The sequence below is a fragment of the Blastococcus sp. TF02A-26 genome (genome assembly GCF_003319125.1).
Taxonomy (GTDB): domain Bacteria; phylum Actinomycetota; class Actinomycetes; order Mycobacteriales; family Geodermatophilaceae; genus Trujillonella.
This window is the reverse complement of sequence record NZ_QOHG01000007.1, coordinates 39,249-60,252: the sequence shown is the minus strand read 5'-3', so window position 1 is coordinate 60,252 and position 21,004 is coordinate 39,249. Positions and strand designations below refer to the sequence as shown.

Here is a 21,004-nt window from a genome sequence, read left to right as displayed (position 1 = left end):
GGCTCAGCCGAGCAGGTCGGGCCGGGCGGCGCGCACCCAGGCGCCCAGCTGCCCGCTGCGCCAGTCGTCCTCGAACAACCCGACCACGACGACGGCGCGCCCCCGCGGGTCCGGCGCGAACAGCGAGCGGTGCCCCGCCTCCACGGTGGTGGCGCCCGCGCCGGCGAGCGCGTCGGTGCGCCGCGACATGGTCGCGCGCGCGAACCGCGCCGCGGCCCGCCCGGTGTCCCCGATGCCCCGGGCGGTCGGGCCGGCCACGTCCCCGGCGGTCAGCTCGGTGATGCCCGACCACGGCAGGGTGGTGGCGGCGTGCGGCTCGCGGACGTGCAGGCCGACGGCCGAGACGGTCAGCGCCACCCCGTCCCACTCCGCGGCGAACTGCCGCTGCCTGACGCGGTCCATGGCGACCACCACGGCGCCACCGACGGCGACCCCGACGAGCACGGGGGCCACCCCGTCCAGCGCGGTCGCGCTCAGCCGCCCGGCCAGGAAGAACGCCAGCAGGAACGCGACGGCCAGGACGGGGAGCCCGCGACGCCGGATGTCGCCGTAGGCGAGCACCACCGGGAACACCTGCGTCGCGGGCAGCCGGGGACCGGTCATCGGCCGCGGCGCCCCCGGCGGGTCCGCAGGTAGTCCGCGACCACGTACTCGCCCAGCTTGTCGCCGTCCGGGGTGAACACCCGCCCGCCGGCGCGCTGGGTGATGTCGTGGACGAAGTGCACGAGTGCGGGCTCGGGGTCGAGGGCGAAGACGTTCATCGTCGCCCCGGACCGGGCCACCTTCTCCACCTCGGCGACGGTGCGGGCGATCGTCTCCGGCATGGGTGGCCAGCAGAAGAACGGCGTCCCGTCCGGCTCCAGGTGCGCGGTCGGCTCGCCGTCGGTGACCACGAGGACGACCGGCTCGGCGTCGCGGTGCCGGGCGAGGAAGCGGCGGGCCAGCATCAGCCCGTGCTGCAGGTTGGTGCCCTGCAGCGTGTCCACGCTCAGCTCGGCGAGCGCCTCCGGCCGCAGCACCTGCGCCACCGACGAGAAGCCGATGATCTGGATCGCGTCCTGCGGGAACTTCGTCGTCACCAGCGAGTGCAGCGCCATGGCCGTCGACTTGGCCGCGCCCCACGTGCCGCGCAGCGCCATCGAGTACGACAGGTCGACCAGCAGGGCGACCGCGGCGCCGGTGCGCCGCTCGGTCTCGACGACCTCGAAGTCCTCGACGGCGATGCGGACGGCCCGTCGGCCGCCCGGTCGCTCCTCGCCGGCGTTGCGGAGGACGGCGTTGCGGACCGTCCGGACGACGTCCAGCGGCTGCTCGTCACCGAACTGCCACTCCCGCGAGCTGCCGGTGAGCTCACCCGCGGACCCCGCGTCGGCGACGTCGTGGTCGCCGCGGCCGGCCGAGTCCAGCCGGGCGAAGACCCGCCTGAGCGCGGTCGCCCCGAGCCGGCGGACCGCCTTGGGGGAGAGCTCCAGCTTGCCGTCGGTCCGGTTGAGGTAGCCCTGCCGCTCGAGCTCGCGCTCCAGCTGGCGCAGGGCGGCGAGGTCGTCGACCGCCTCGCGGCCGAGGGCCTGCTCGAGCAGCTCCTCGTCGACGTCGGCCAGGGAGGCCCCCGCGTACCCCTGGGAGAGCTGGCTGGACAGCGCCTCCAGGTCGGCGAGCTCCGCGACGGCGCTGGTGGCGTCGCCGAGCCCGAGCGACTGCTCGCCGTCGGGCACCTGCCCGCGCTGGCCCCACGGCAGGTCCGGCCGCGCCTGGCGCAGCGCGTCCTGCAGGTGGGCCATCTCGCTGGCCAGGCCCATGTCCTGCATCGTCTGCGCCATCAGGTCCGACAGCTCGGCCCGCTGCTCGGGGGAGAGGCCGGCCATCATCCGTTCCTGGGCGGCGGCCCGGCGGGCGAGGGAGTCGATCAGCTCCTCGACCGACTGCGGGTCGTCGGGGAAGAACTGCCCGTGCTTCTCCATGAACTGCTGGAACTGCTCGTCGGTGTCCTCGCCGCGGTTGTGCGCGTCGACCAGCCGGGAGAGGTCGGCGACCATGTCGCGGACGGCCTGCATGTCCTGCTCGGTCGCGTTCTCCAGCGCCTGCTTCATCGAGGCGAAGGAGCTGTCGAGCACCTCGCGGCGCAGCGTGTCCTGGATCTGCTGGTAGGCCTGCCGGGCCTCCTCGCTGCGCCACTGGTAGTCCTTGAGCTCCCGGACGGCGCCCGCGGTGTCCTGCGGCAGCGCGTCGAGCTCGGCCTCGGCGAGGCGGGCCGAGTCGTCCGGGTCGGGGAACAGCTCGCGGCGCTCGGCCTCCAGCGCCCTGTCCAGCAGCTCCCGGACCTCCTGCAGCGTGCCGTCCATCCGGCCGGCCTGGCGGGCCTGCCGCAGCCGGTCGCGCACGCTGCGGCGGAGTTCGTCGAGCCCGCGCCGGCCGTTCATGCCGCGGCGCAGCAGCTCCCGCATCGCCTCCTTGACACCGCTGCCGGCGAGGACGGAGTCACCGATCTCGTCGACGGCGTCGCCCAGGTCGTACGGCGCCGCGAGCGGGTCGGGCCCGCCCCGCCAGCGGCCGTACCGGTACCCCTTGCCGGGGCGGGGACGCGACACCTCAGGCCCCGTACACGGTGCGGGCGCCGTCGGTGTCCTTGGCGAGCCGGCGGGTCAGGTACAGCCCCTCGAGCGCGAACTCGACCGCGGCGGCGGCCTGCTCGGCGGACTGCTCGCCCTCGGGCACGCCGAGCCGGCCCAGCAGCTCGGCCAGCTTCGGGATGGTGCCCAGCTGCCCGAGCAGGGCCGCGGCCGGCACCAGCTCGCCGGACTCCACGGTCTCCCCGCCGGTGAAGTGCTCCTGCAGGCCGGTCAGGTCCAGCCCGGCGCAGCGGGCGCGGAAGGTCTGCGCGGTGGCCTGGCGGAGCAGGTGCTCGAGGACCTCCAGCTCCCGGTCGTCGTCCGGGTCGCTGCCGGCGTCGGCGAACTCGACCTTGCCGCGGCTGGCCGGGACGACCGCGGGCAGGTCCACCACCCGCGCGACCGGCCGGGTCTCCCCGGCGACGGCGGCGCGGCGGACGGCGGAGCCGGCGAGGGTCTCCAGCGCCGCGATCGCGAACCGGGCGCTGACCCCGGAGCGCTGGTCGACCGAGCCGGACTCGCGGACCAGCCGGGTGAACCGGGCGATGATCTCGACGAGGTGCTCCGGCACGACCGGGTTGTCCAGGCTCGGCTGGTCGTCCGGGGCGCCGAGGCCGCTGGTGTGCGCCTCCTGGTGCAGCAGCCGGATCTCGTCGGCCAGCTCGATCGGGTAGTGCGTGCGGACCTCGGTGCCGAAGCGGTCCTTGAGCGGGGTGATGATCCGCCCGCGGTTGGTGTAGTCCTCGGGGTTGGCGCTGGCGACCAGCAGCAGGTCCAGCGGCAGCCGCACGCGGTAGCCGCGGATCTGGATGTCGCGCTCCTCGAGCACGTTGAGCAGCGCGACCTGGATGCGCTCGGCGAGGTCGGGCAGCTCGTTGACGCTGAAGATGCCGCGGTTGGTGCGCGGCACCAGCCCGTAGTGCACCGTCTCCGGATCGCCCAGCGTGCGGCCCTCGGCGACCTTGATCGGGTCGACGTCGCCGATCAGGTCGCCGACGCTGGTGTCGGGGGTGGCGAGCTTCTCGCCGAAGCGCTCGCTGCGGTGCAGCCAGGTGACCGGGGTGGCGTCGCCGTGCTCGGCGATCTGCCGGTGCGCCCACACCGAGATCGGGTGCAGCGGGTGCTCGTTGAGCTCGCTGCCGGCCAGCACCGGCGTCCACTCGTCGAGCAGGCCGACCAGGGTGCGGATGAGGCGGGTCTTGCCCTGGCCGCGCTCGCCGAGCAGGACGAGGTCGTGGCCGGCGATGAGGGCCCGCTCGACCTCGGGGACGACGGTGTCCTCGAACCCGACGATGCCGGGCAGCGAGGGCTCGCCGGCGGCCAGCCGCGCCAGCAGGTTGGCCCGGATCTCGGCCTTGACCGGCCGGAAGGCGGCGCCGCTCGCGCGGAGCTCGCCGAGGGTCGTCGGAGCAGGGGCGTCGGGGGCGGGGGGAGCGGGTGCCGTGGAGGCGGGGTCCGTCACCCCGCCAAAGGTACGACTCCGCAGGTGGTCGCGGCCACGGGTCGGCAGCGCCCGATGAGTTCCGGCGTCGGCCGCGGTCGGACCGGGCATGCAGTGGACACGCGTGCCGCGGAATCGGTTCGGGAACTGTCGGTGCCTCGCCCTAGCGTGCGGCGCATGACTCCCGCCATCGTCGTCGAGGGGCTCGTCAAGCGCTTCGGTGCCACCACCGCGCTGGCCGGCGTGGACCTCAGCGTCCCCGAGGGCAGCGTCCTCGGTCTGCTGGGCCCCAACGGGGCGGGCAAGACGACCGTCGTCCGCACCCTCGCCACGTTGCTGCAGCCCGACGAGGGGCGCGTGGAGGTGGTCGGGCTCGACGTGGTCCGCGACGCCGCGCAGGTGCGGGCCGCGATCGGGCTGACCGGCCAGTACGCCGCGGTCGACGAGTACCTGACCGGCGCCGAGAACCTGGAGATGGTCGGCCGGCTCTACCGGCTGGGCCGGCGGGAGGCCCGGTCACGGGCCGCGGAGCTGCTGGAGCGCTTCGACCTCGTGGGCGCCGCGTCGCGCCCGGCGAAGACCTACTCCGGCGGCATGCGCCGCCGGCTCGACATCGCGGCCTCGCTCATCGCCCGCCCACGGGTGCTGTTCCTCGACGAGCCGACGACCGGGCTGGACCCGCGCAGCCGGCTGGGCATGTGGGAGTTCATCGCCGACCTCGCCGACGGCGGGACGACGATCCTGCTCACGACCCAGTACCTGGAGGAGGCCGACCGGCTGGCCGACTCCATGGTGGTCATCGACCGGGGCCGGGTCATCGCCCGCGGCACCGGTGACGAGCTGAAGGCCCAGGTCGGCGGGCAGCGGCTGGAGCTCACCGTCGGCCGCGGTCCCGACGTCGCCCTGGTCCGCGACCGGCTGCGGCCGCTCGCGGCCGGTGAGGCGCAGGTCGACGAGCAGACCCGCCGGATCAGCATGCCGGTGAGCGGTGGCACCGACGCCCTCGCCGAGGCCCTGCGGCGGCTGGAGGGCAGCGGCGTCGAGGTCCTCGACGTGGGGCTGCGCCGGCCCGACCTCGACGACGTGTTCCTCACCCTGACCGGCCGCGGCACCGAGGAGGCCGAGTCCCCCGACGCCGCGGAACAGGCCGGCCGCGAGCCCGCCACGACCGCAGGAGGTGCCCGATGAGCGCCCTGTCCGCGGTGGTCGCCGACAGCGCGACCATCACCCGCCGCAACCTCATCAAGGTCAAGCGGGTCCCCGACTTGATCGTGTTCGCGACCCTGTCGCCGATCATGTTCGTGCTGCTCTTCCGCTACGTCTTCGGAGGCGCGATCGACGTGCCCGGCGACGTGAGCTACGCGGAGTTCCTGCTCCCCGGGATCTTCGCCCAGACGATCGTGCTCGGGAGCACGACCACCGGGGCCAGCCTCGCCGAGGACCTGCAGAAGGGGTTGATCGACCGCTTCCGGTCGCTGCCGATGTCGCGTGCGGCGGTACTGATCGGGCGCACGGTCGCCGACCTCGGCCTCAACGCCATCTCGATCGTCGTCATGGCGCTGACCGGACTGGTGGTCGGCTGGCGGATCAACAGCTCGGTGCCGGAGGCCATCGGCGGCTTCCTGGTACTGCTGCTCTTCGCCTACGCGATCAGCTGGCTGATGGCAGTGGTGGGGCTGCTCGTCCGCACACCGGAGGTCGTCAACAACGCGAGCTTCATGGTGATCTTCCCGCTGACCTTCGTGGCCAACACCTTCGTGCCGCTGGAGAGCTTCCCGTCGGTGCTGCAGACCTTCGCCGAGTGGAACCCCGTGTCCGCCGTCGTCCAGGCCGCCCGCGACCTGTTCGGCAACTCGGTGGCCGGTGCGCCGGCCCCCGACGCGTGGTCGCTGCAGCACCCGGTGGTCTACACGCTGCTGTGGACCGTCGGCTTCCTCGCGGTGTTCGTGCCGCTGGCGGTGCGGCTGTACTCCCGGACCTCCACCCGCTGAGCCGGGGGCGGAGGATGGCCCGGTGACCGATGCCGGGCCGTCCTCCGCCAACCCGCTGCTCGAGCCCTCCCCGCTGCCGTTCGAGCTGCCGCCGTTCGCCGACATCACGCTGGAGCACTGCCGTGAGGCCGTGCTGGCCGGCATGGCCGAGCACCGCGCCCAGGTCGAGGCGATCACCGGCTCGGCGGAGCCGCCGTCGTTCGAGAACACCGTCGTCGCGCTGGAGCGCGCCGGCCGGCTGCTCCGCCGGGCGAACGCGGTCCTCGGCAACCTCTCGTCGTCGATGTCGACGCCGCGGCTGCGGGAGATCGAGCGCGAGCTCGCCCCGGTGCAGTCCGCCCACTCCGACGCCATCCGGCTGGACCCCGCGCTGTTCGCCCGCATCGACGCCGTCCACGCGGGCCGGGAGACCGCCGGGCTGGACGCCGAGTCGCTGCGCCTGGTCGAGCGCTACCACCTGGACTTCGTGCTCGCCGGTGCCCGGCTGGACGAGGGCGGTCGCGCCCGGCTGACCGAGCTCAACGCCCAGCTGTCGGAGCTGTCGACGACCTTCGCGCAGAACCTGCAGGTGGCCACCGAGGCCGCCGCCGTGCGGGTGGACGACGTCGCCGAGCTCGACGGGCTGGGGGACGAGGAGATCGCCACCGCCGCCCGCGCCGCCGCCGACCGGGGCCTGGACGGCTACCTCCTCACGCTGGTGCTGCCGACGGGGCAGCCGGTGCTCGCCAAGCTGCGCGACCGCGAACTGCGCCGGCGGGTGTTCGAGGCCTCGGTCGGCCGGGCGTCGTCCGGCGAGCACGACAACGGACCGGTCGCGGTCCGGATCGCCCGGCTGCGGGCCGAGCGGGCCCGGTTGCTCGGGTTCGACAGCCACGCCGACCTGGTACTGGCCGACCAGACCGCGGGGACGGCGGAGGCCGTCGACGCGATGCTCGCCACGATGGTCGGCCCGTCGGTCGCCAACGCCCGGGCCGAGGCCGCCGCCCTCGCCGAGCTCGCCGCCGCGGACGGGGTCGAGCTCGCCGCCTGGGACTGGGCCTTCTACAGCGAGCGGGTGCGGGCCGAGCGCTACGCCGTCGACACCGCGGCGCTGCGGCCCTACTTCGAGCTGGACCGGGTGCTGGTCGACGGCGTCTTCCACGCCGCCGAGCTCCTCTACGGCTACCGGTTCACCCCGCGGCCCGAGCTGGCCGGCTACCACCCCGACGTCCGGGTCTGGGAGGTCAGCGACGCCGACGGCGCTCCGGTCGGGCTCTACCTCGGTGACTTCTTCGCGCGCGAGGGCAAGCGCGGTGGGGCGTGGATGAGCAGCTTCGTGTCGCAGTCCCGGCTGCTCGACACCCGGCCCGTCGTCGTCAACAACCTCAACGTCAACCGGGCCGCTCCGGGCCAGCCGACGCTGCTGACCCTCACCGAGGTCGACACGCTGTTCCACGAGTTCGGCCACACGCTGCACGCGCTCAGCTCGGCGGTCACCTACCCGCGGTTCGCCGGCACCGCGGTGCCCCGGGACTTCGTCGAGTTCCCCAGCCAGGTCAACGAGATGTGGGCGATGTGGCCGGAGGTCCGTGACCACTACGCCCGCCACGTGGACACCGGCGAACCGCTGCCGGCCGAGGTGGTGGCGGCACTGGACGCCGCGGCGCTGTGGGGCGAGGGCTTCGCGACGCAGGAGTACCTCGCGGCGACGCTGCTCGACCAGGCATGGCACCGGATCACCTCGGAGACCGAGATCGGCGACCCGGCGGAGTTCGAGGCCCGCGCGCTCGAGGCGGCCGGGGTGGCGTCCGACCTCGTCCCGCCGCGCTACCGCACGACCTACTTCCAGCACGTCTTCGCCGGTGGCTACTCGGCCGGTTACTACTCCTACATCTGGTCGGAGGTCCTCGACGCCGACACCGTGGAGTGGTTCCGGGAGAACGGTGGGCTGCGGCGGGAGAACGGCGACGTCTTCCGCAGCCGGCTGCTCGCCGTCGGTGGGTCGGTGGACCCGCTGGACGCCTTCCGCGCGGTCCGCGGCCGCGACGCCGACCCCGCGCCGCTGCTCCGCCGTCGAGGTCTCGCCGCCTGACCTCCTCCGCAGTCGCAGCCCGGGCCGGCTCCCGTTGCGGGTGTTCTCCGTGCTCCGCGGGTGCTGCAGCACCCGCGACCCGTGAGCAACACCCGCAACGCGCGCGTCCGGCGCACTCCTCCGGTGTTCCGCGCGCTCCTGCGCCGCTGCAGCACCGCGAGAGCTGGGGCAACACCCAGGAGTGGCGTCACGACCGGCGCACACGGTGCGCCGGCGGTGTCAGAGCCAGGGGAGCGAGAGCACCAGGTCCAAGTCGTCGGGGGCGTCGCCGTCGCGGACCAGCCGGTTGGGCTGGCGGTGGCCGCACGCCGTGCAGCGGTGCACCACCTGCCAGCCCTTGCCGGACTTCTCCACCAGCCCGATCGGCTGCATCAGCTGCCGGCACTCGCTCGCCCGGTCACCGGGCAGGTCGTCGACGTGCAGCGACCACAGGCAGTACGGGCAGTGGTTGCGGTAGTGCCCGTCGGTGTTCGCCGGGACGGCGACGTGGCAGTGGCCGCACTCGAAGCCGGTGTTCTCGGCGCGGCGGGAGCGCGCCATGCGCGGGCGGTCCGCCCCGGTCAGGGGACGAACGGCTCGATGGCGACGACGTCGACGGTGATGTCCCGGCCGTTGGGCGCCTGGTACGTGACCGTGGCCCCCGGCGCCGCACCCATGATCGCCGCGCCCAGGGCGGACTCCGGCGAGTAGACGGTGAGGTCGGTCGTGCCGGCGATCTCGCGGGAGCCCAGCAGGAACTTCTCGGTCTCGTCGTCGCCCTTGAAGCGGATCGTGATCACGGTGCCCGTCGCCGCCTCGGTGACCTCCGTGGGCGCGTCACCGACGGTCGCCTTGCGCAGGATGTCGGTGAGCTGCCGGATGCGGCCCTCCTGCTTGCCCTGCTCCTCCTTGGCCGCGTGGTAGCCGCCGTTCTCCTTGAGGTCGCCCTCCTCGCGGCGGGCGTTGATCTCGGCGGCCATCGCCGGACGGTTCGCCACCAGCTGGTCGAGCTCGGCCTTCAGCCGGTCGTGGGCCTCCTGGGTCAGCCAGATGCCCTGCTCGTTCTCAGTGGGGGTGGACACGCGTCGGTACTCCTGCGGTTGGGGGGTCACCGTCCGGTCGGACGGCGCTCATGGTGATCGTCCAAGCTAACACCGGCGTCGGAGCCGCTGCACGCATCGACGGGAGTTGCGGAACCTACCCGGTCCCGGCGTGACGCGCGGCACACCACACCCGTCCGGGTGCCTGCCCGCCGCCGCCTGCCCCCGCAGCGGGGGATGATGGCCCGGTGACCGACGCAGACCAGCTCCGGCTGCTCGCCGTGCACGCCCACCCCGACGACGAGTCGAGCAAGGGCGCCGCGACGATGGCCAAGTACGTCGCCGAGGGCGCCCGCGTCATGGTGGCCACGTGCACCGGCGGCGAGCGCGGCTCGGTGCTCAACCCGGCCCTCGACAAGCCGGAGGTGTGGGAGCGGCTGCCGCAGATCCGCACCGAGGAGATGGCCCGCGCGCGGGAGATCCTCGGCGTGGAGCAGGAGTTCCTCGGCTTCGTCGACTCCGGGCTCCCCGAGGGCGACCCGCTGCCGCCGCTGCCCGAGGGGTGTTTCGCCCTCGTGCCGCTGGAGGAGGCCGCGGCGCCGCTCGTCGCGCTCATCCGCCGCTTCCGGCCGCACGTCGTCACCACCTACGACGAGCGCGGCGGCTACCCGCACCCCGACCACATCAAGACGCACGAGATCTCGGTGCACGCCTTCGAGGCCGCCGGTGATCCCGACCGCTACCCGGAGCTCGGCGAGCCCTGGCAGCCGAGCAAGCTCTACTACCACATGAGCTTCACGCTGCCCCGGACGCGAGCGCTGCACGAGGCGGTCCTCGCCTCCGGCGGCGAGTCCCCGTACGCGGAGTGGCTGGAGAACTGGGACCCGGAGAACGACATCTCCCACCGGGTCACCACGAAGGTCCCGTGCGCGGAGTACTTCGACGTCCGTGATGCCGCCCTCATCGCGCACGCCACGCAGATCGACCCGACCGGCCGGTGGTTCGCCGTCCCGATGGACCTGCAGCAGCGGGTCTGGCCCACCGAGGACTACGAGCTGGCCCGCTCCCTGGTCGACGCCCCCGTGCCCGAGGACGACCTGTTCGCAGGCATCCGCAGCGAGGTGACGGTCCGATGATGATCCTGTGGGCGGCCGACCAGCAGCAGGTCCCCGACGACGTCGGCAAGTCCGGTCCGTTCGGCCTGCTGCTGCTGGTGCTCGGCCTCATCGCCGTCGGGTTCCTGGTGCGCTCGATGACCCGCCACCTCAAGCGGGTGCCGGCGAGCTTCGAGCCCGTGGAGGACCGGCCGGACGTCGCCGTCCCCGACACCCCGGAGCAGTTGCTGCGCGAGGGCCGGGAGGAGCCGGGCGAGGACGTGCTCGACGCCCTCCGGCGGGCACCCCGGGCGATCGAGCCGCCGCGCGACGGCGAGCGGGGCAGCGGCTCCACCGGCTGACCGGGCACGACGGCCCGGGCGCGGTCCCCGGGAGGGACGGCGCCCGGGCCGCCGTTCACCAGCTGTGCGCGACGTCCACCACGAGCCGGGCGTCGTCGCCCGGGCCGGCGAGGAGCGACACGCGGTAGGGCAGCCGGGCCCGCACGCCCAGCCCGATCGTGCTCTGCCCCTCGAACGACTGCCCCCACGCCACCTGGCGGAAGGTGCGGTAGCCGGAGACGTCCTCGGCCTCGGCGTCGTCGACCGGGTCGTAGGTCGCCGTCCCGCCTGCGTGCGCCGGGCGGGCGACGACGATCTGCAGGTCGGCCGCGCCACGCAGGGGCACCGCGTCCCCGGTGCCGTCCTCCCGGAACTGGGGCACGTAGTCGACGCCGTAGCCGACGGCGCTCCCGTTCGCGCCGTCGATGTCGACGACGAGACGGTCGAAGCACGCGTGCCGGCCGGTGCGGATCTCGTCGACGGTGCCGGCGCCCGTGCCGCCGGCGGACTCCGGCAGGGACCCCCAGGCGGTGGAGCAGCCGGGTGCCGCGGACGCGGGCGCGGCGAGGGTGGTGACCCCGAGGACGGCTCCACCGGCGAGGGTGACGGCGAGCCGGCGGACGGTGCGAGAACGCTGGGACATGGCGACCTCCTGAGGGTGGATCGGATGTCCGGCAGAGTCCGCCGACGCGCCGGATAGCAGCAATGGCCGTGGATGTCCACGACCGCCGGAAGCCGGGCGTGTCGGTTGGCAACGTCCTGCATCCGTCATCGCGCGATCACGCCGTGATCCGGCGACATGTCACATGCCGGGGCCGGCGCTCGACGGGCGGGCGGGATACCCCAGTGACATGGTGGGGATGGTGTGGGTTATCTTTCCGCCCATGCCTCCGCTGCCCCTCCTCGTGGCCGACCGCCACGTCGACAACGGGTGGCTGAGCAGCGCTCTCTGTCCGTCGGCCTAGAGCCGACGCGCCCCCTCCCACCCCCCGGCGCGCGGTCCGTCGACGTGCGCCCCCTGGCCCCGTGGCTCCCGTCGTCGCCGTGCGCTCACGCCCAGACGAGGACCCATGACCACCCATCGCACGACCCGCCGCCGCGCTCTCGCCCTCATGGCCCTGGTGCCGCTCGCCGCCGCACTGGCCGCCTGCGGGGACGACGGCGACTCCGGCAGCTCCGGCGGCTCGGGCGTCGCCGAGGAGCTCCGGCTCGGCTACTTCGCCAACGTGACGCACGCGGCCGCCCTGATCGGCGTCGACCAGGGCCTGTTCGCCGAGGAGCTCGGCGACACGACGCTGTCCACCCAGGTGTTCAACGCCGGCCCGGACGTCGTGGAGGCGGTGTTCGGCGGTGCGCTGGACATCGCCTACATCGGCCCCAGCCCGGCGATCAACGCCTACGGCCAGAGCGACGGCGACGCCGTCCGCATCATCTCCGGCGCCGCCTCCGGTGGTGCGCAGCTCGTCGTCCGCGAGGGCATCGACTCCCCGGAGGACCTCCGGGGCGCCACGCTGGCCACGCCGCAGCTCGGCAACACCCAGGACGTCGCCCTGCGCACCTGGCTCACCGAGCAGGGCCTGGAGAACAGCATCGAGGGCGGCGGCGACGTGACGATCTCCCCGACCCCGAACGCCGACACCCTGGGGCTGTTCCAGGAGGGCGAGTTCGACGGCGCGTGGCTGCCCGAGCCGTGGGCCTCGCGGCTGGTGCTCGAGGCCGGCGCGAAGGTGCTGGTCGACGAGCGCGACCTGTGGGACGACGGCCAGTTCGTCACCACGAACATCATCGTGCGCACCGAGTTCCTCGAGCAGAACCCGGAGACGGTGGACGCCTTCCTGCGCGCCCACGTCGCCGCCGTCCAGCTCGGCGAGGACGACCCGGACGCCGCCAAGACCGCGGTCAACGCGGGGCTCGAGGCCGCCGGCAGCTCGCCGCTGGACGCCGAGGTGCTCGACCGCGCCTGGAGCAACCTCTCGGTCACCTGGGACCCGCTGGCCTCGACGCTGGAGGAGTCCGCGCAGCACAGCTTCGACGCCGGCACCACGCCGGAACTCGTGGACATCGAGGGCATCTACGACCTCCGTCCGCTGAACGCCGTCCTCTCCGACCTCGACCTGGAGCCGGTGTCCGCCGGCGGCCTGGGCGAGGACTGACCCCTCCCGCCAGGAAGGCACCCCCATGTCCACGGAACAGCTGGTCGCCGCCGGTCCGCAGGCCCGTCCTGCGCACCGGAGCGCGGCCGACGCCCCGCCCGCCGTCCGGGTCGAGGGCGTCTCCCAGGTCTTCGAGCGCGACCGGCCGCCGGTGCTCGACGGCGTCGACCTGACCGTGGCCCCGGGGGAGTTCGTCTGCCTGGTCGGCGCGTCCGGGTGCGGCAAGTCGACGTTGCTCAACCTGCTCGCCGGACTCGTCGAGCCGACCGCCGGGCGCGTGGAGGTCAGCGCCCGGCGGCCGGCCCTCATGTTCCAGGAGCCCGCCCTGCTCCCGTGGCTGACCGCCAGCGGGAACGTGGAGCTGGCGCTCAAGGCCCGCGGCGTGAAGCGCGCGGAGCGGCGCACCGAGGCCGCCCGGCTGCTGTCGCTGGTCAACCTCGCCGACCAGGGCGGCAAGCGGGTGCACGAGCTGTCCGGGGGCATGCGCCAGCGGGTCGCCCTGGCGCGTTCCCTCGCGCAGGACAGCAAGGTCCTGCTGATGGACGAGCCGTTCGCCGCGCTCGACGCCATCACCCGTGACGTGCTGCACGTCGAGCTGGCCCGGGTGTGGGCCGAGCAGCAGCTGTCGGTCGTCTTCGTGACCCACAACGTCCGCGAGGCCGTGCGACTGGGGTCGCGGGTGGTCCTCATGGGCTCGCGGCCGGGCCGCATCGTGCGGGAGTGGCAGGTCGACCTGCCGCAGCCGCGGACCATCGAGTCGCCCGGGGTCAGCGCGCTCGCCGCGGAGATCACCCACGAGCTGCACCGGGAGATCAGCCGCCATGGCCACTAGCACCAGCCCGCACGGGAACCGGACGACGGACGGGCCGCCGGTCGGCGCCCGGCAGCTCGAGGCAGGGCTCGACGCCCTCGACACCGCCGCGACGCTGCCGCCGGGCCCGAGCCTGGGCAGGCGGTTCGTCCGGACGGTCCTCCCGCCGATCTTCTTCCTCGCCGCGCTCGTCGGCGTGTGGCAGCTGGCCTACGAGGCCGAGGTGAAGCCGTCGTACGCGCTGCCCTCGCCGGGCGACGTGGCCGAGGTGTTCTGGGAGCGGATCACCGACGGCAGCGCGTTCGAGGCGGTCTGGACCAGCCTCAGCCGCGGCGCCGTCGGCTTCGCCCTGTCGCTGGTCATCGGCACCGCGCTCGGCCTCGCCATGTGGTGGAGCCGGTGGCTGCGGGCGGCCATCGGGCCGATCGTCAGCGGGCTGCAGAGCCTGCCCTCGGTCGCCTGGGTGCCGGCCGCCATCATCTGGTTCCAGCTGACCGACGCCGCGATCTACACGGTGGTGCTGCTCGGCGCCGCGCCGTCCATCGCGAACGGGCTGCTCAGCGGCATGAAGCAGGTGCCGCCGCTGTTCGACCGCGTCGGCCGTGTGCTCGGGCTCTCGACCCTCGGCCGCACCCGGCACGTGCTCCTGCCGGCGGCGCTGCCGGGCTACCTCGGCGGACTCCGCCAGGGGTGGGCCTTCGCCTGGCGGTCGCTCATGGCCGCCGAGCTCATCACCTACTCGCCGCAGCTGGGCCAGGGCCTGGGGCAGCTGCTCAACGTCGGCCGCGAGCTCTCCCAGATGTCGCTGGTCATCACGTCGATCGCCCTGATCCTGGCGGTCGGCATCGCGATCGAGCTGCTCGTCTTCGCCCCGCTGGAGCGGCGCGTCCTGGTCCGCCGGGGGCTGACCGTCCGCTGACCGGCAGAGGCCCGGCCCCGTCCGCTCAGGGCGTAGCCGGGCCCCTGTCGGCAGAGCCCTGTCCGGCCTACCTTGTAAGCGTGTAATCATTACGCCGCTCCGAGGAGGCTGTTCCCATGCACGCACACCGCTTCGCCGACGCCCCGTTCGGGACCGGTCGCGGCCCCTGGGCCCGCGCCCGGGGTACCGGACGCGGCCGCGGACAGGACGCGCCGCCCCCCGTGGAGCGCGCCGAGGTCGCCGGCTGGTTCGCCGGCCGGCTGCCCGACGCCTGGTTCGCCGGCCCGGTCGAGCTGACCATCGACCGCGACGAGATCACCGTGGTCGGACCCCTGGCCGAGCCGGAGGCGGGGGAGGGCGATGCCGCTGCCGCCCGCGCCGGCCGGATCGCCCGGTTCCGCGAGGAGACCCGCGAGCAGCGGATGGCCGTCGCGGACGCCGCGCAGGAGCGCTACGGCCGGTCGGTGGCGTGGGGAGCGACCTGCGGCGACACCCGCGAGCTGTTCACCACGCTCTCGGTCCCGGTGATGACGCGGCTGCGCCAGCCGGAGCGCCTGGTCCTCGACACGCTCGTCGACGCCGGCGTCGCCCGGTCGCGGTCGGAGGCGCTGGCCTGGGCGGTGCGGCTGGTGGGCCGCAACGCCGACGACTGGCTCACCGAGCTGCGGAACGCCATGACCGCGGTCGAGGAGGTGCGGGCGCGCGGGCCCCGGGCCGACTGAGGCACGCTGGCCGGGTGGTCCTCCCGCTGCTGCGCACCGTCTACGGCGACTTCGCCCGGCTGCTCGCCGAGCTGGCGCCCGAGGAGCAGTGGCGGCCCACCGGGTGCGCCGGCTGGACGCCGGTCGACCTCGCCTGGCACATGCTCGCCGACGCCCGGCGCGGGCTGGTCGCGCTCTCCACGCCCGCGGAGGGCCCGGCCGGCACCGACGCCGTCGGCTACTGGCGGTCGTGGCAGCCCACCGCGGAGGACGACGACCGCGACCTCTGGGCCACCCGTGTCTCGGCGAGCGTGACCGGCGGGCTGGCCGCCATCCGCGAGCCGTACGCCGAGACCACCGCGGCGGTGCTGGTGTCGGCGGGCCGGGTCTCCGGGGACGACCTCGTCGCCACCCAGGGCCACGTGCTGAGCGTCGCCGACCTGCTCTCCACGCTCGTGGTCGAGGCCGCCGTCCACCACCTCGACCTGGTCGCCCACCTGGACCGGCCGGGGCCGGCCGCCGGACCGCTGGCCGAGGTCCGCCGGGTGCTGGAGGCCCTGCTCGGGGAGCCGCTCCCGGCGGAGTGGGACGACGCCACCGCCGCTCGGCGCGGCACCGGCCGGGAGCCCCTGACCGAGGCCGACCGCGTGGCCCTGGGCGAGGCGGCCGACCGGCTCCCGCTGTTCGGGTAGGACACTGGGCCGGTGAGCAGCGCCGTCGTCCCGCCGACCACCACCGACGTCCTGGTGGTCGGCGCCGGGCCGGCCGGCTCGGCGGCGGCCGCCTGGGCCGCGCGGGCGGGGCACGAGGTCGTGCTGGCCGACGCCGCCGTCTTCCCCCGGGACAAGGCCTGCGGCGACGGGCTGACCCCGCGGGCGATCGCCGAGCTGGACCGGCTCGAGCTGGGGGACTGGGCCCGCTCCCGGGCCCGCAACCGCGGCCTGCGCGCGGCCGGGTTCGGCCAGGAGTGGCAGCTGCCCTGGCCCGGGGGCGAGTTCCCCGACCACGGCAGCGCCGTGCCCCGCACCGAGCTCGACGCCCGCATCCGCGCGTGCGCCCTGACCGCCGGCGCGACCCCGCTGGAGGGCGCCCGCGCGGTCGACGTCGAACGGGACGGCGACCGCGTGACCGGGGTGGTCCTCGAGACGTCCACCGGCACGGTGACCGTGGGCTGCGAGCGGCTGGTCGTCGCCGACGGGGTGCGCTCCCCGCTGGGGCGGGTGCTCGGCCGCGAGTGGCACCGGGACACCGCCTACGGCGTCGCCGCCCGCGGCTACGTGCCCTCCGGCCGGGCCGACGACGAGTGGATCTCCTCCCACCTGGAGCTGCGCGGCACGGGCGGCGAGCTGCTGTCCGGCTACGGCTGGGTCTTCCCGCTGGGCGCGGATGCCGGCGAGGTGAACATCGGGGTCGGGACGCTGGCGACGGCGAAGCGGCCCGCCAACATCCAGCTCAAGCCGCTGCTCGAGGCCTACGCCGCGGCCCGGCGCGAGGACTGGCAGCTGGAGGGGCCCGTCCGGGCGCCGGCCTCGGCGCTGCTGCCCATGGGCGGCGCCGTCTCCGGGGTGGCCGGGCCGAACTGGGCGCTGGTCGGGGACGCCGCCGGCTGCGTCAACCCGCTCAACGGCGAGGGGATCGACTACGGCCTGGAGACCGGGCGCACCGTCGTCGACCTGTTCGACCAGCCGGACTGGACGGCCGCGTGGCCGGCGACCCTCCGGGAGCACTACGGCGAGGCGTTCTCCATCGCCCGCCGGCTGGCCGGGCTGCTCACCGTGCCGCGGTTCCTCCCCGCGGCCGGGCCGGTCGGGATGCGCTCGCGCGCGCTCATGACGGTCGCCCTGCGGGTGATGGGCAACCTGGTGTCCGACGCCGACCGGGACGTCGTCGCCCGGCTGTGGCGGGCGGCGGGCAGGGGCTCGACGCGGCTGGACGACCGCCGCCCGTTCAGCTGAACGGGCTGTTGTAGACCGCGAAGTAGACGGCGATGTAGTGGCAGATGGCCGCCACGATCGTCATCGCGTGGAAGACCTCGTGGTAGCCGAAGACCCCGGGCCACGGGTTGGGCTTCTTGATGCCGTAGGCGATGCCGCCGAGCGTGTACAGCACGCCGCCGGTGGCCAGCAGGACCAGCGACGCCACCCCGGCGATGTGCAGGATGTCGGTCAGGATGAAGACGGCGACCCAGCCCAGCCCGATGTAGAGCGGCACGCCCAGCCAGCGGGGGGCGGTGGGCCAGGTGAGCTTGAGCGAGACGCCGGCGATCGCGCCCGCCCACACCAGCGCCAGGATCCAGTACCCCATCGGCTGGTCCACGGCGAGCAGGGCGAACGGCGTGTAGGTCCCGGCGATGAACAGGAAGATCATCGAGTGGTCGAGCCGCTTCATGATCTTCCAGCCGCGGGGGGACCAGCGGCGGCGGTGGTACAGCGCGCTGATGCCGAACAGCCCGCAGATGGTCGCGCAGTAGACCGCGACGGAGAACCCGGCCCGGGCGCCCTGCACCGAGGCCAGCGGGATGAGCACGGCGCCGGCGACGATCGCGCCGAAGAAGGCGAACAGGTGCAGCCAGCCGCGCATCCGGGGTCGGGTGTCGGGGTGGTCCCAGTCGGCGTCGTCACCGAAGTCGGCGGCGGTCCACCTGGGTCCGGTGACCTGCTGGACCTGCTCGCCCTCCTCCCGGACGGCGGTGAGGGCCTGGCCGGCAGGTGCCTGGATCTCGGCTCCGTCCGCCTCGACCAGGATCTCGTCCCGTGGCTCGGGCGCAGCACTCATGGTCCGAGGTTACGGAGCCGTAGGGAGCGCTGCACCCTCCCGCGGCTGTGAGCTCCCTGTCAGCGCCGGTCGGCTCCGGCGGTCGCCAGTCACTAGGGTGACGGCGTGGGGGTGCGTCAGTTCGTGCGCGATCTGCTCACCCAGGTGTACGAGCGGCGTCTGGCCCGCGGGCTCCTCGGCGCCGACACCCCCCGCCACGTCGGCGTGATCGTCGACGGCAACCGCCGCTGGGCGCGCTCCATCGGCCTCGAGGACCCGAACGCGGGCCACCGTCGCGGCGCCGACCGGATCGCCTCGCTCCTCGGCTGGTGCGACGAGGCCGGGGTCGAGGTGGTCACGCTCTTCCTGCTCTCCACCGACAACCTGACCCGCCCCGAGCCGGAGCTGCTGCCGCTGCTGCGGATCATCGAGGGCGTCGCCGAGGACCTGTCGGCTCCCGACCGGCGCTGGCAGCTGCACCCGGTGGGTGCCCTCGAGCTGCTCCCGGCCGAGACCGTCGCCGTCCTCAAGCAGGCCGAGGAGGCCACCCGTGACCGGCCCGGCGCGACGGTGAACCTGGCCGTCGGCTACGGCGGTCGGCGCGAGATCGCCGACGCCGTCCGCTCGCTGCTGGCCGAGCACGCCGCGCGCGGGACGTCGCTCGACGAGCTCGTGGGGATGCTCGACGTCGAGCACATCGCCGAGCACCTCTACACCCGCGGCCAGCCCGACCCCGACCTGGTGATCCGCACCAGCGGCGAGCAGCGGCTCTCCGGGTTCCTGCTCTGGCAGACCGCCCACTCCGAGTTCTACTTCACCGACGTCTACTGGCCGGAGTTCCGCCGCGTCGACTTCCTGCGGGCGCTGCGCGCCTACTCGGCCCGGCACCGCCGCTTCGGTGGCTGAGCGGCCGGCTGAGAGACTCCCTCGCATGACTTCCGCGCCGGTCGACGTCGCCCGCGAGTACGTCCGCCTCGGCCTGCGGTTCGACCGGCTGGAGAGCGGGTTCGTCGACGCCTACACCGGTGACCCGCGGATCCGGGCGGCGGTCGAGGACGAGCCCGCGCCCACTCCGCAGGGGCTGCGGGACCAGGCGCGGACGCTGCTCGGCGAGCTCGACGCGGCGCGCCTGCCGGCCGACCGCACGGCGTTCCTGCGCGGCCAGCTGACCGGTCTGGAGTGCAGCGCTCGGAAGATGAGCGGCGAGCCGGTCGCCTTCCGCGACGAGGTGCGCAGCTACTTCCAGGTGGACGTCGAGCTGGGCGACCCGGCGCACTACGCGGCCGCGCACGCCGCGCTCGAGGAGCTGCTCCCGGGCGACGGCACCCTCGCCGAGCGGTACGCCCGGCACCGCCGCCGCGAGGAGTGCCCGCCGCAGCGGCTCGAGGTCGCCGTCCAGGCGCTGTCCAGCGCGCTGCGCGACCGGGTGCGTTCCGGTTACGGGCTGCCCGAGGCCGAGACCGTGCGGTACGAGGTGGTCACCGACAAGCCGTGGTCGGGCTTCAACTACTACGAGGGCGCCTACCGCTCCCGGGTCGCCATCAACGCCGACCTGCCGCACCGGCTCAGCCAGCTCCCGCACCTGGTGGCTCACGAGTCCTACCCCGGCCACCACACCGAGCACTGCCGCAAGGAGCAGGGCCTCGTGGAGCGGGCCGGCCGGGTCGAGCACACCGTGTTCCTGGTCAACACCCCCGAGTGCCTCATGGCCGAGGGCCTGGCCGACCTGGGCGTCGACGCCGCGGTCGGTGAGGGGTGGGGTCGCTGGTCGGCCGAGGTCCTCGGCGACCTGGGCCTGCGGTTCGACGGCGACCTCGCCGAGCGGATCGCCGCCGCCACGGCGCCGCTCAACCGGGTCCGCCAGGACGCCGCGCTGATGCTGCACGACCGCGGCGCCGACCCCGACGACGTGGTGGCGCACCTGCAGCGGTGGTCGCTGGTCAGCGACGAGCGGGCGCGCCAGCAGCTCCGGTTCCTCACCCACCCGCTGTGGCGGGCCTACATCACCACCTACGTGGAGGGCTTCGAGCTGCTCTCCGGGTGGCTGTCCGCCCGCCCCGCGGAGCAGTCCGCGGCCGACCGCTTCCTACGCCTGCTGGACGAGCCGCTCACCCCGGCCGTCGTCGCCGGCGAGCTGCAGGCCGCCTGAGGGCCGGGCGGGCGAGGACACGGTGCGGCGCGACCCCGGCGAGGCCCGGCTGCTCGGCCTGTGGACGGCGGGATGCCTCGCCGTCCTGCTGCTGGCCGGGATCCTGTGGGTCGGCGACCTCGCGCTGCAGTGGCCGGTGCTCCTGGTCCCGCTCGTCTGGGCGCTGGTGGCCGTCCGCCCGCGGCGCCGGGGACCCGCCCCGACCTGGGACGACGACCCCTATCCGGCCACCCGGGAGGCGCCGACGCTGCCTCCGCCGCCGGACCGGCCGTATCGCCGGGAGTGGTGAGACCGGGCGCCCGCCCCTGCCGAGGCGGCAGCACGAACGGCAGAGTGGACACGTGTCCACGACCCGGTTGCTGCTGCTGGGCGCCGTGCGGGTGTTCCAGCCGGTGCACGGCTACCTGCTGCGCCGGGAGCTGCTGAGCTGGCAGGTCGAGGACTGGGCGCACGTCAAGCCCGGGTCCATCTACTCCGGGCTCCGGACCCTGGTGAGCCACGGGCTCCTCGACGAGGTCCCCGGCGACCCGGTGTCCTACCGGCTCACCCCGGACGGCGAGGTGGAGTTCCGCCGGCTGCTGGCGGCGGCGCTGCGGGAGCCCGACCCCGGGGACGCGACCAGGCTGCTGGGCGGGCTCTGCTTCATGACGGCCCTGCCGCGGGCCGACGTCCGGGAGGCCCTGCGGGCGCGGACCCTGCTGCTCGAGGCCATGAGCTCGTCGGCGTCGGCGACGGTGCGGTCGATCGAGGAGACCCGCCTGGCCCCGGCGCCGGCGGTCGAGCTCTCCGCGCTGATCGCGCACCGGCTGACCGCTGAGCTGGCCTGGGTGGAGCAGCTGTGCGGCCGGCTCGACGCCGGGCACTACCGCTTCGCGGGTGAGCCGGGTGCCCCGGACGTGCCGGTCGACGGACTGTGGCCGCCGGCGCTCCGCGAATTGCCTTGACGACGCC

At 74.5% G+C, this 21,004-nt stretch carries 22 protein-coding genes; 15 read left to right on the top strand and 7 right to left on the bottom strand.

Annotation, left to right across the window (positions count from 1 at the left end; genetic code table 11):
• Positions 1–3: 3 nt before the first annotated feature.
• The 3 genes from DQ240_RS09800 to DQ240_RS09790 are packed head-to-tail and all read right to left on the bottom strand — an operon-like array spanning position 4 to position 4,071.
• Positions 4–603 carry a hypothetical protein gene (locus tag DQ240_RS09800; protein WP_113839428.1) on the bottom strand — a complete coding sequence of 200 codons (600 nt, stop codon included), beginning with the start codon at positions 601–603 and terminating at the stop codon, positions 4–6.
• Positions 600–2,588, bottom strand: a complete 1,989-nt coding sequence (locus DQ240_RS09795; protein WP_113839427.1) for a hypothetical protein — start codon at positions 2,586–2,588, stop codon at positions 600–602. Before DQ240_RS09795 ends, DQ240_RS09800 begins: the two co-directional genes overlap by 4 nt.
• Position 2,589: 1 nt before the next feature.
• Complete coding sequence (locus tag DQ240_RS09790; protein WP_113839426.1) at positions 2,590–4,071, bottom strand: sigma 54-interacting transcriptional regulator; 1,482 nt, start codon at positions 4,069–4,071, stop codon at positions 2,590–2,592.
• A 156-nt stretch (positions 4,072–4,227) separates the two neighbouring features.
• On the opposite strand from DQ240_RS09790, the gene DQ240_RS09785 reads away from it, so the two are divergent.
• The 3 genes from DQ240_RS09785 to DQ240_RS09775 are packed head-to-tail and all read left to right on the top strand — an operon-like array spanning position 4,228 to position 8,112.
• Positions 4,228–5,238, top strand: a complete 1,011-nt coding sequence (locus tag DQ240_RS09785) for an ATP-binding cassette domain-containing protein (protein ID WP_113839544.1) — start codon at positions 4,228–4,230, stop codon at positions 5,236–5,238.
• A complete protein-coding gene (locus DQ240_RS09780; protein WP_113839425.1) occupies positions 5,235–6,041 on the top strand; it encodes an ABC transporter permease in 807 nt (268 codons plus the stop codon). The genes DQ240_RS09785 and DQ240_RS09780 overlap by 4 nt, the downstream gene beginning before the upstream one ends.
• Positions 6,042–6,063: 22 nt before the next feature.
• Positions 6,064–8,112 (top strand): M3 family metallopeptidase, encoded by a 2,049-nt coding sequence (locus tag DQ240_RS09775; protein WP_113839424.1) that lies wholly within the window; start codon positions 6,064–6,066, stop codon positions 8,110–8,112.
• A gap of 219 nt (positions 8,113–8,331) precedes the next feature.
• Here the strand turns inward: DQ240_RS09775 and DQ240_RS09770 are convergent, their stop codons facing one another.
• Together DQ240_RS09770 and greA are read right to left on the bottom strand one after the other, a co-directional pair.
• The gene (locus tag DQ240_RS09770; RefSeq protein ID WP_113839423.1) at positions 8,332–8,652 is read right to left on the bottom strand and encodes an RNHCP domain-containing protein; all 321 of its coding nucleotides are present in this window, start codon (positions 8,650–8,652) and stop codon (positions 8,332–8,334) included.
• Positions 8,653–8,672: 20 nt separating this feature from the next.
• Positions 8,673–9,173 carry a transcription elongation factor GreA gene (gene greA, locus DQ240_RS09765; protein WP_113839422.1) on the bottom strand — a complete coding sequence of 167 codons (501 nt, stop codon included), beginning with the start codon at positions 9,171–9,173 and terminating at the stop codon, positions 8,673–8,675.
• Positions 9,174–9,379: 206 nt separating this feature from the next.
• Here greA and mca point away from each other — a divergent pair, with 206 nt between their 5' ends.
• Together mca and DQ240_RS09755 are read left to right on the top strand one after the other, a co-directional pair.
• Complete coding sequence (gene mca / locus DQ240_RS09760) at positions 9,380–10,267, top strand: mycothiol conjugate amidase Mca (protein WP_113839421.1); 888 nt, start codon at positions 9,380–9,382, stop codon at positions 10,265–10,267.
• On the top strand, positions 10,264–10,587 hold the full coding sequence (locus tag DQ240_RS09755; RefSeq protein ID WP_233498608.1) for a hypothetical protein: 324 nt from the start codon (positions 10,264–10,266) through the stop codon (positions 10,585–10,587). Before mca ends, DQ240_RS09755 begins: the two co-directional genes overlap by 4 nt.
• Positions 10,588–10,642: 55 nt before the next feature.
• Here the strand turns inward: DQ240_RS09755 and DQ240_RS09750 are convergent, their stop codons facing one another.
• Positions 10,643–11,209, bottom strand: coding sequence for a hypothetical protein (locus DQ240_RS09750; protein ID WP_113839420.1), 567 nt, complete (start codon positions 11,207–11,209; stop codon positions 10,643–10,645).
• 427 nt (positions 11,210–11,636) lie between these two features.
• Between DQ240_RS09750 and DQ240_RS09745 the strand changes: the two genes are divergently transcribed.
• From DQ240_RS09745 to DQ240_RS09720, 6 genes are all read left to right on the top strand, one after another.
• On the top strand, positions 11,637–12,719 hold the full coding sequence (locus tag DQ240_RS09745) for an ABC transporter substrate-binding protein (protein WP_113839419.1): 1,083 nt from the start codon (positions 11,637–11,639) through the stop codon (positions 12,717–12,719).
• A 25-nt stretch (positions 12,720–12,744) separates the two neighbouring features.
• Positions 12,745–13,551 (top strand): ABC transporter ATP-binding protein, encoded by an 807-nt coding sequence (locus tag DQ240_RS09740; RefSeq protein ID WP_113839418.1) that lies wholly within the window; start codon positions 12,745–12,747, stop codon positions 13,549–13,551.
• Positions 13,541–14,449, top strand: a complete 909-nt coding sequence (locus DQ240_RS09735) for an ABC transporter permease (RefSeq protein WP_113839417.1) — start codon at positions 13,541–13,543, stop codon at positions 14,447–14,449. Before DQ240_RS09740 ends, DQ240_RS09735 begins: the two co-directional genes overlap by 11 nt.
• Before the next feature lie 116 nt (positions 14,450–14,565).
• A complete protein-coding gene (locus DQ240_RS09730) occupies positions 14,566–15,171 on the top strand; it encodes a hypothetical protein (protein ID WP_113839416.1) in 606 nt (201 codons plus the stop codon).
• Positions 15,172–15,185: 14 nt separating this feature from the next.
• Entirely contained in the window at positions 15,186–15,842 is a 657-nt protein-coding gene (locus DQ240_RS09725) for a maleylpyruvate isomerase N-terminal domain-containing protein (protein ID WP_113839415.1), read from the top strand.
• A 12-nt stretch (positions 15,843–15,854) separates the two neighbouring features.
• Entirely contained in the window at positions 15,855–17,105 is a 1,251-nt protein-coding gene (locus tag DQ240_RS09720; protein WP_113839414.1) for a geranylgeranyl reductase family protein, read from the top strand.
• On the opposite strand, the gene DQ240_RS09715 is transcribed toward DQ240_RS09720, so the two are convergent.
• Positions 17,098–17,925 (bottom strand): hemolysin III family protein, encoded by an 828-nt coding sequence (locus DQ240_RS09715; RefSeq protein ID WP_113839413.1) that lies wholly within the window; start codon positions 17,923–17,925, stop codon positions 17,098–17,100. The two genes, DQ240_RS09720 and DQ240_RS09715, sit on opposite strands and share 8 nt — an antisense overlap.
• A gap of 105 nt (positions 17,926–18,030) precedes the next feature.
• Between DQ240_RS09715 and DQ240_RS09710 the strand changes: the two genes are divergently transcribed.
• Genes DQ240_RS09710 through DQ240_RS23255 form a run of 4 tightly spaced genes read left to right on the top strand, consistent with a single transcriptional unit; the run spans position 18,031 to position 20,997 of the window.
• Positions 18,031–18,810, top strand: coding sequence for an isoprenyl transferase (locus DQ240_RS09710; RefSeq protein ID WP_113839412.1), 780 nt, complete (start codon positions 18,031–18,033; stop codon positions 18,808–18,810).
• A gap of 25 nt (positions 18,811–18,835) precedes the next feature.
• The gene (locus DQ240_RS09705) at positions 18,836–20,053 is read left to right on the top strand and encodes a DUF885 family protein (protein ID WP_113839411.1); all 1,218 of its coding nucleotides are present in this window, start codon (positions 18,836–18,838) and stop codon (positions 20,051–20,053) included.
• A gap of 22 nt (positions 20,054–20,075) precedes the next feature.
• Positions 20,076–20,342, top strand: a complete 267-nt coding sequence (locus tag DQ240_RS09700) for a hypothetical protein (RefSeq protein ID WP_113839410.1) — start codon at positions 20,076–20,078, stop codon at positions 20,340–20,342.
• 52 nt (positions 20,343–20,394) lie between these two features.
• A complete protein-coding gene (locus DQ240_RS23255; RefSeq protein WP_158548623.1) occupies positions 20,395–20,997 on the top strand; it encodes a PadR family transcriptional regulator in 603 nt (200 codons plus the stop codon).
• The last annotated feature ends 7 nt before the right edge of the window (positions 20,998–21,004 follow it).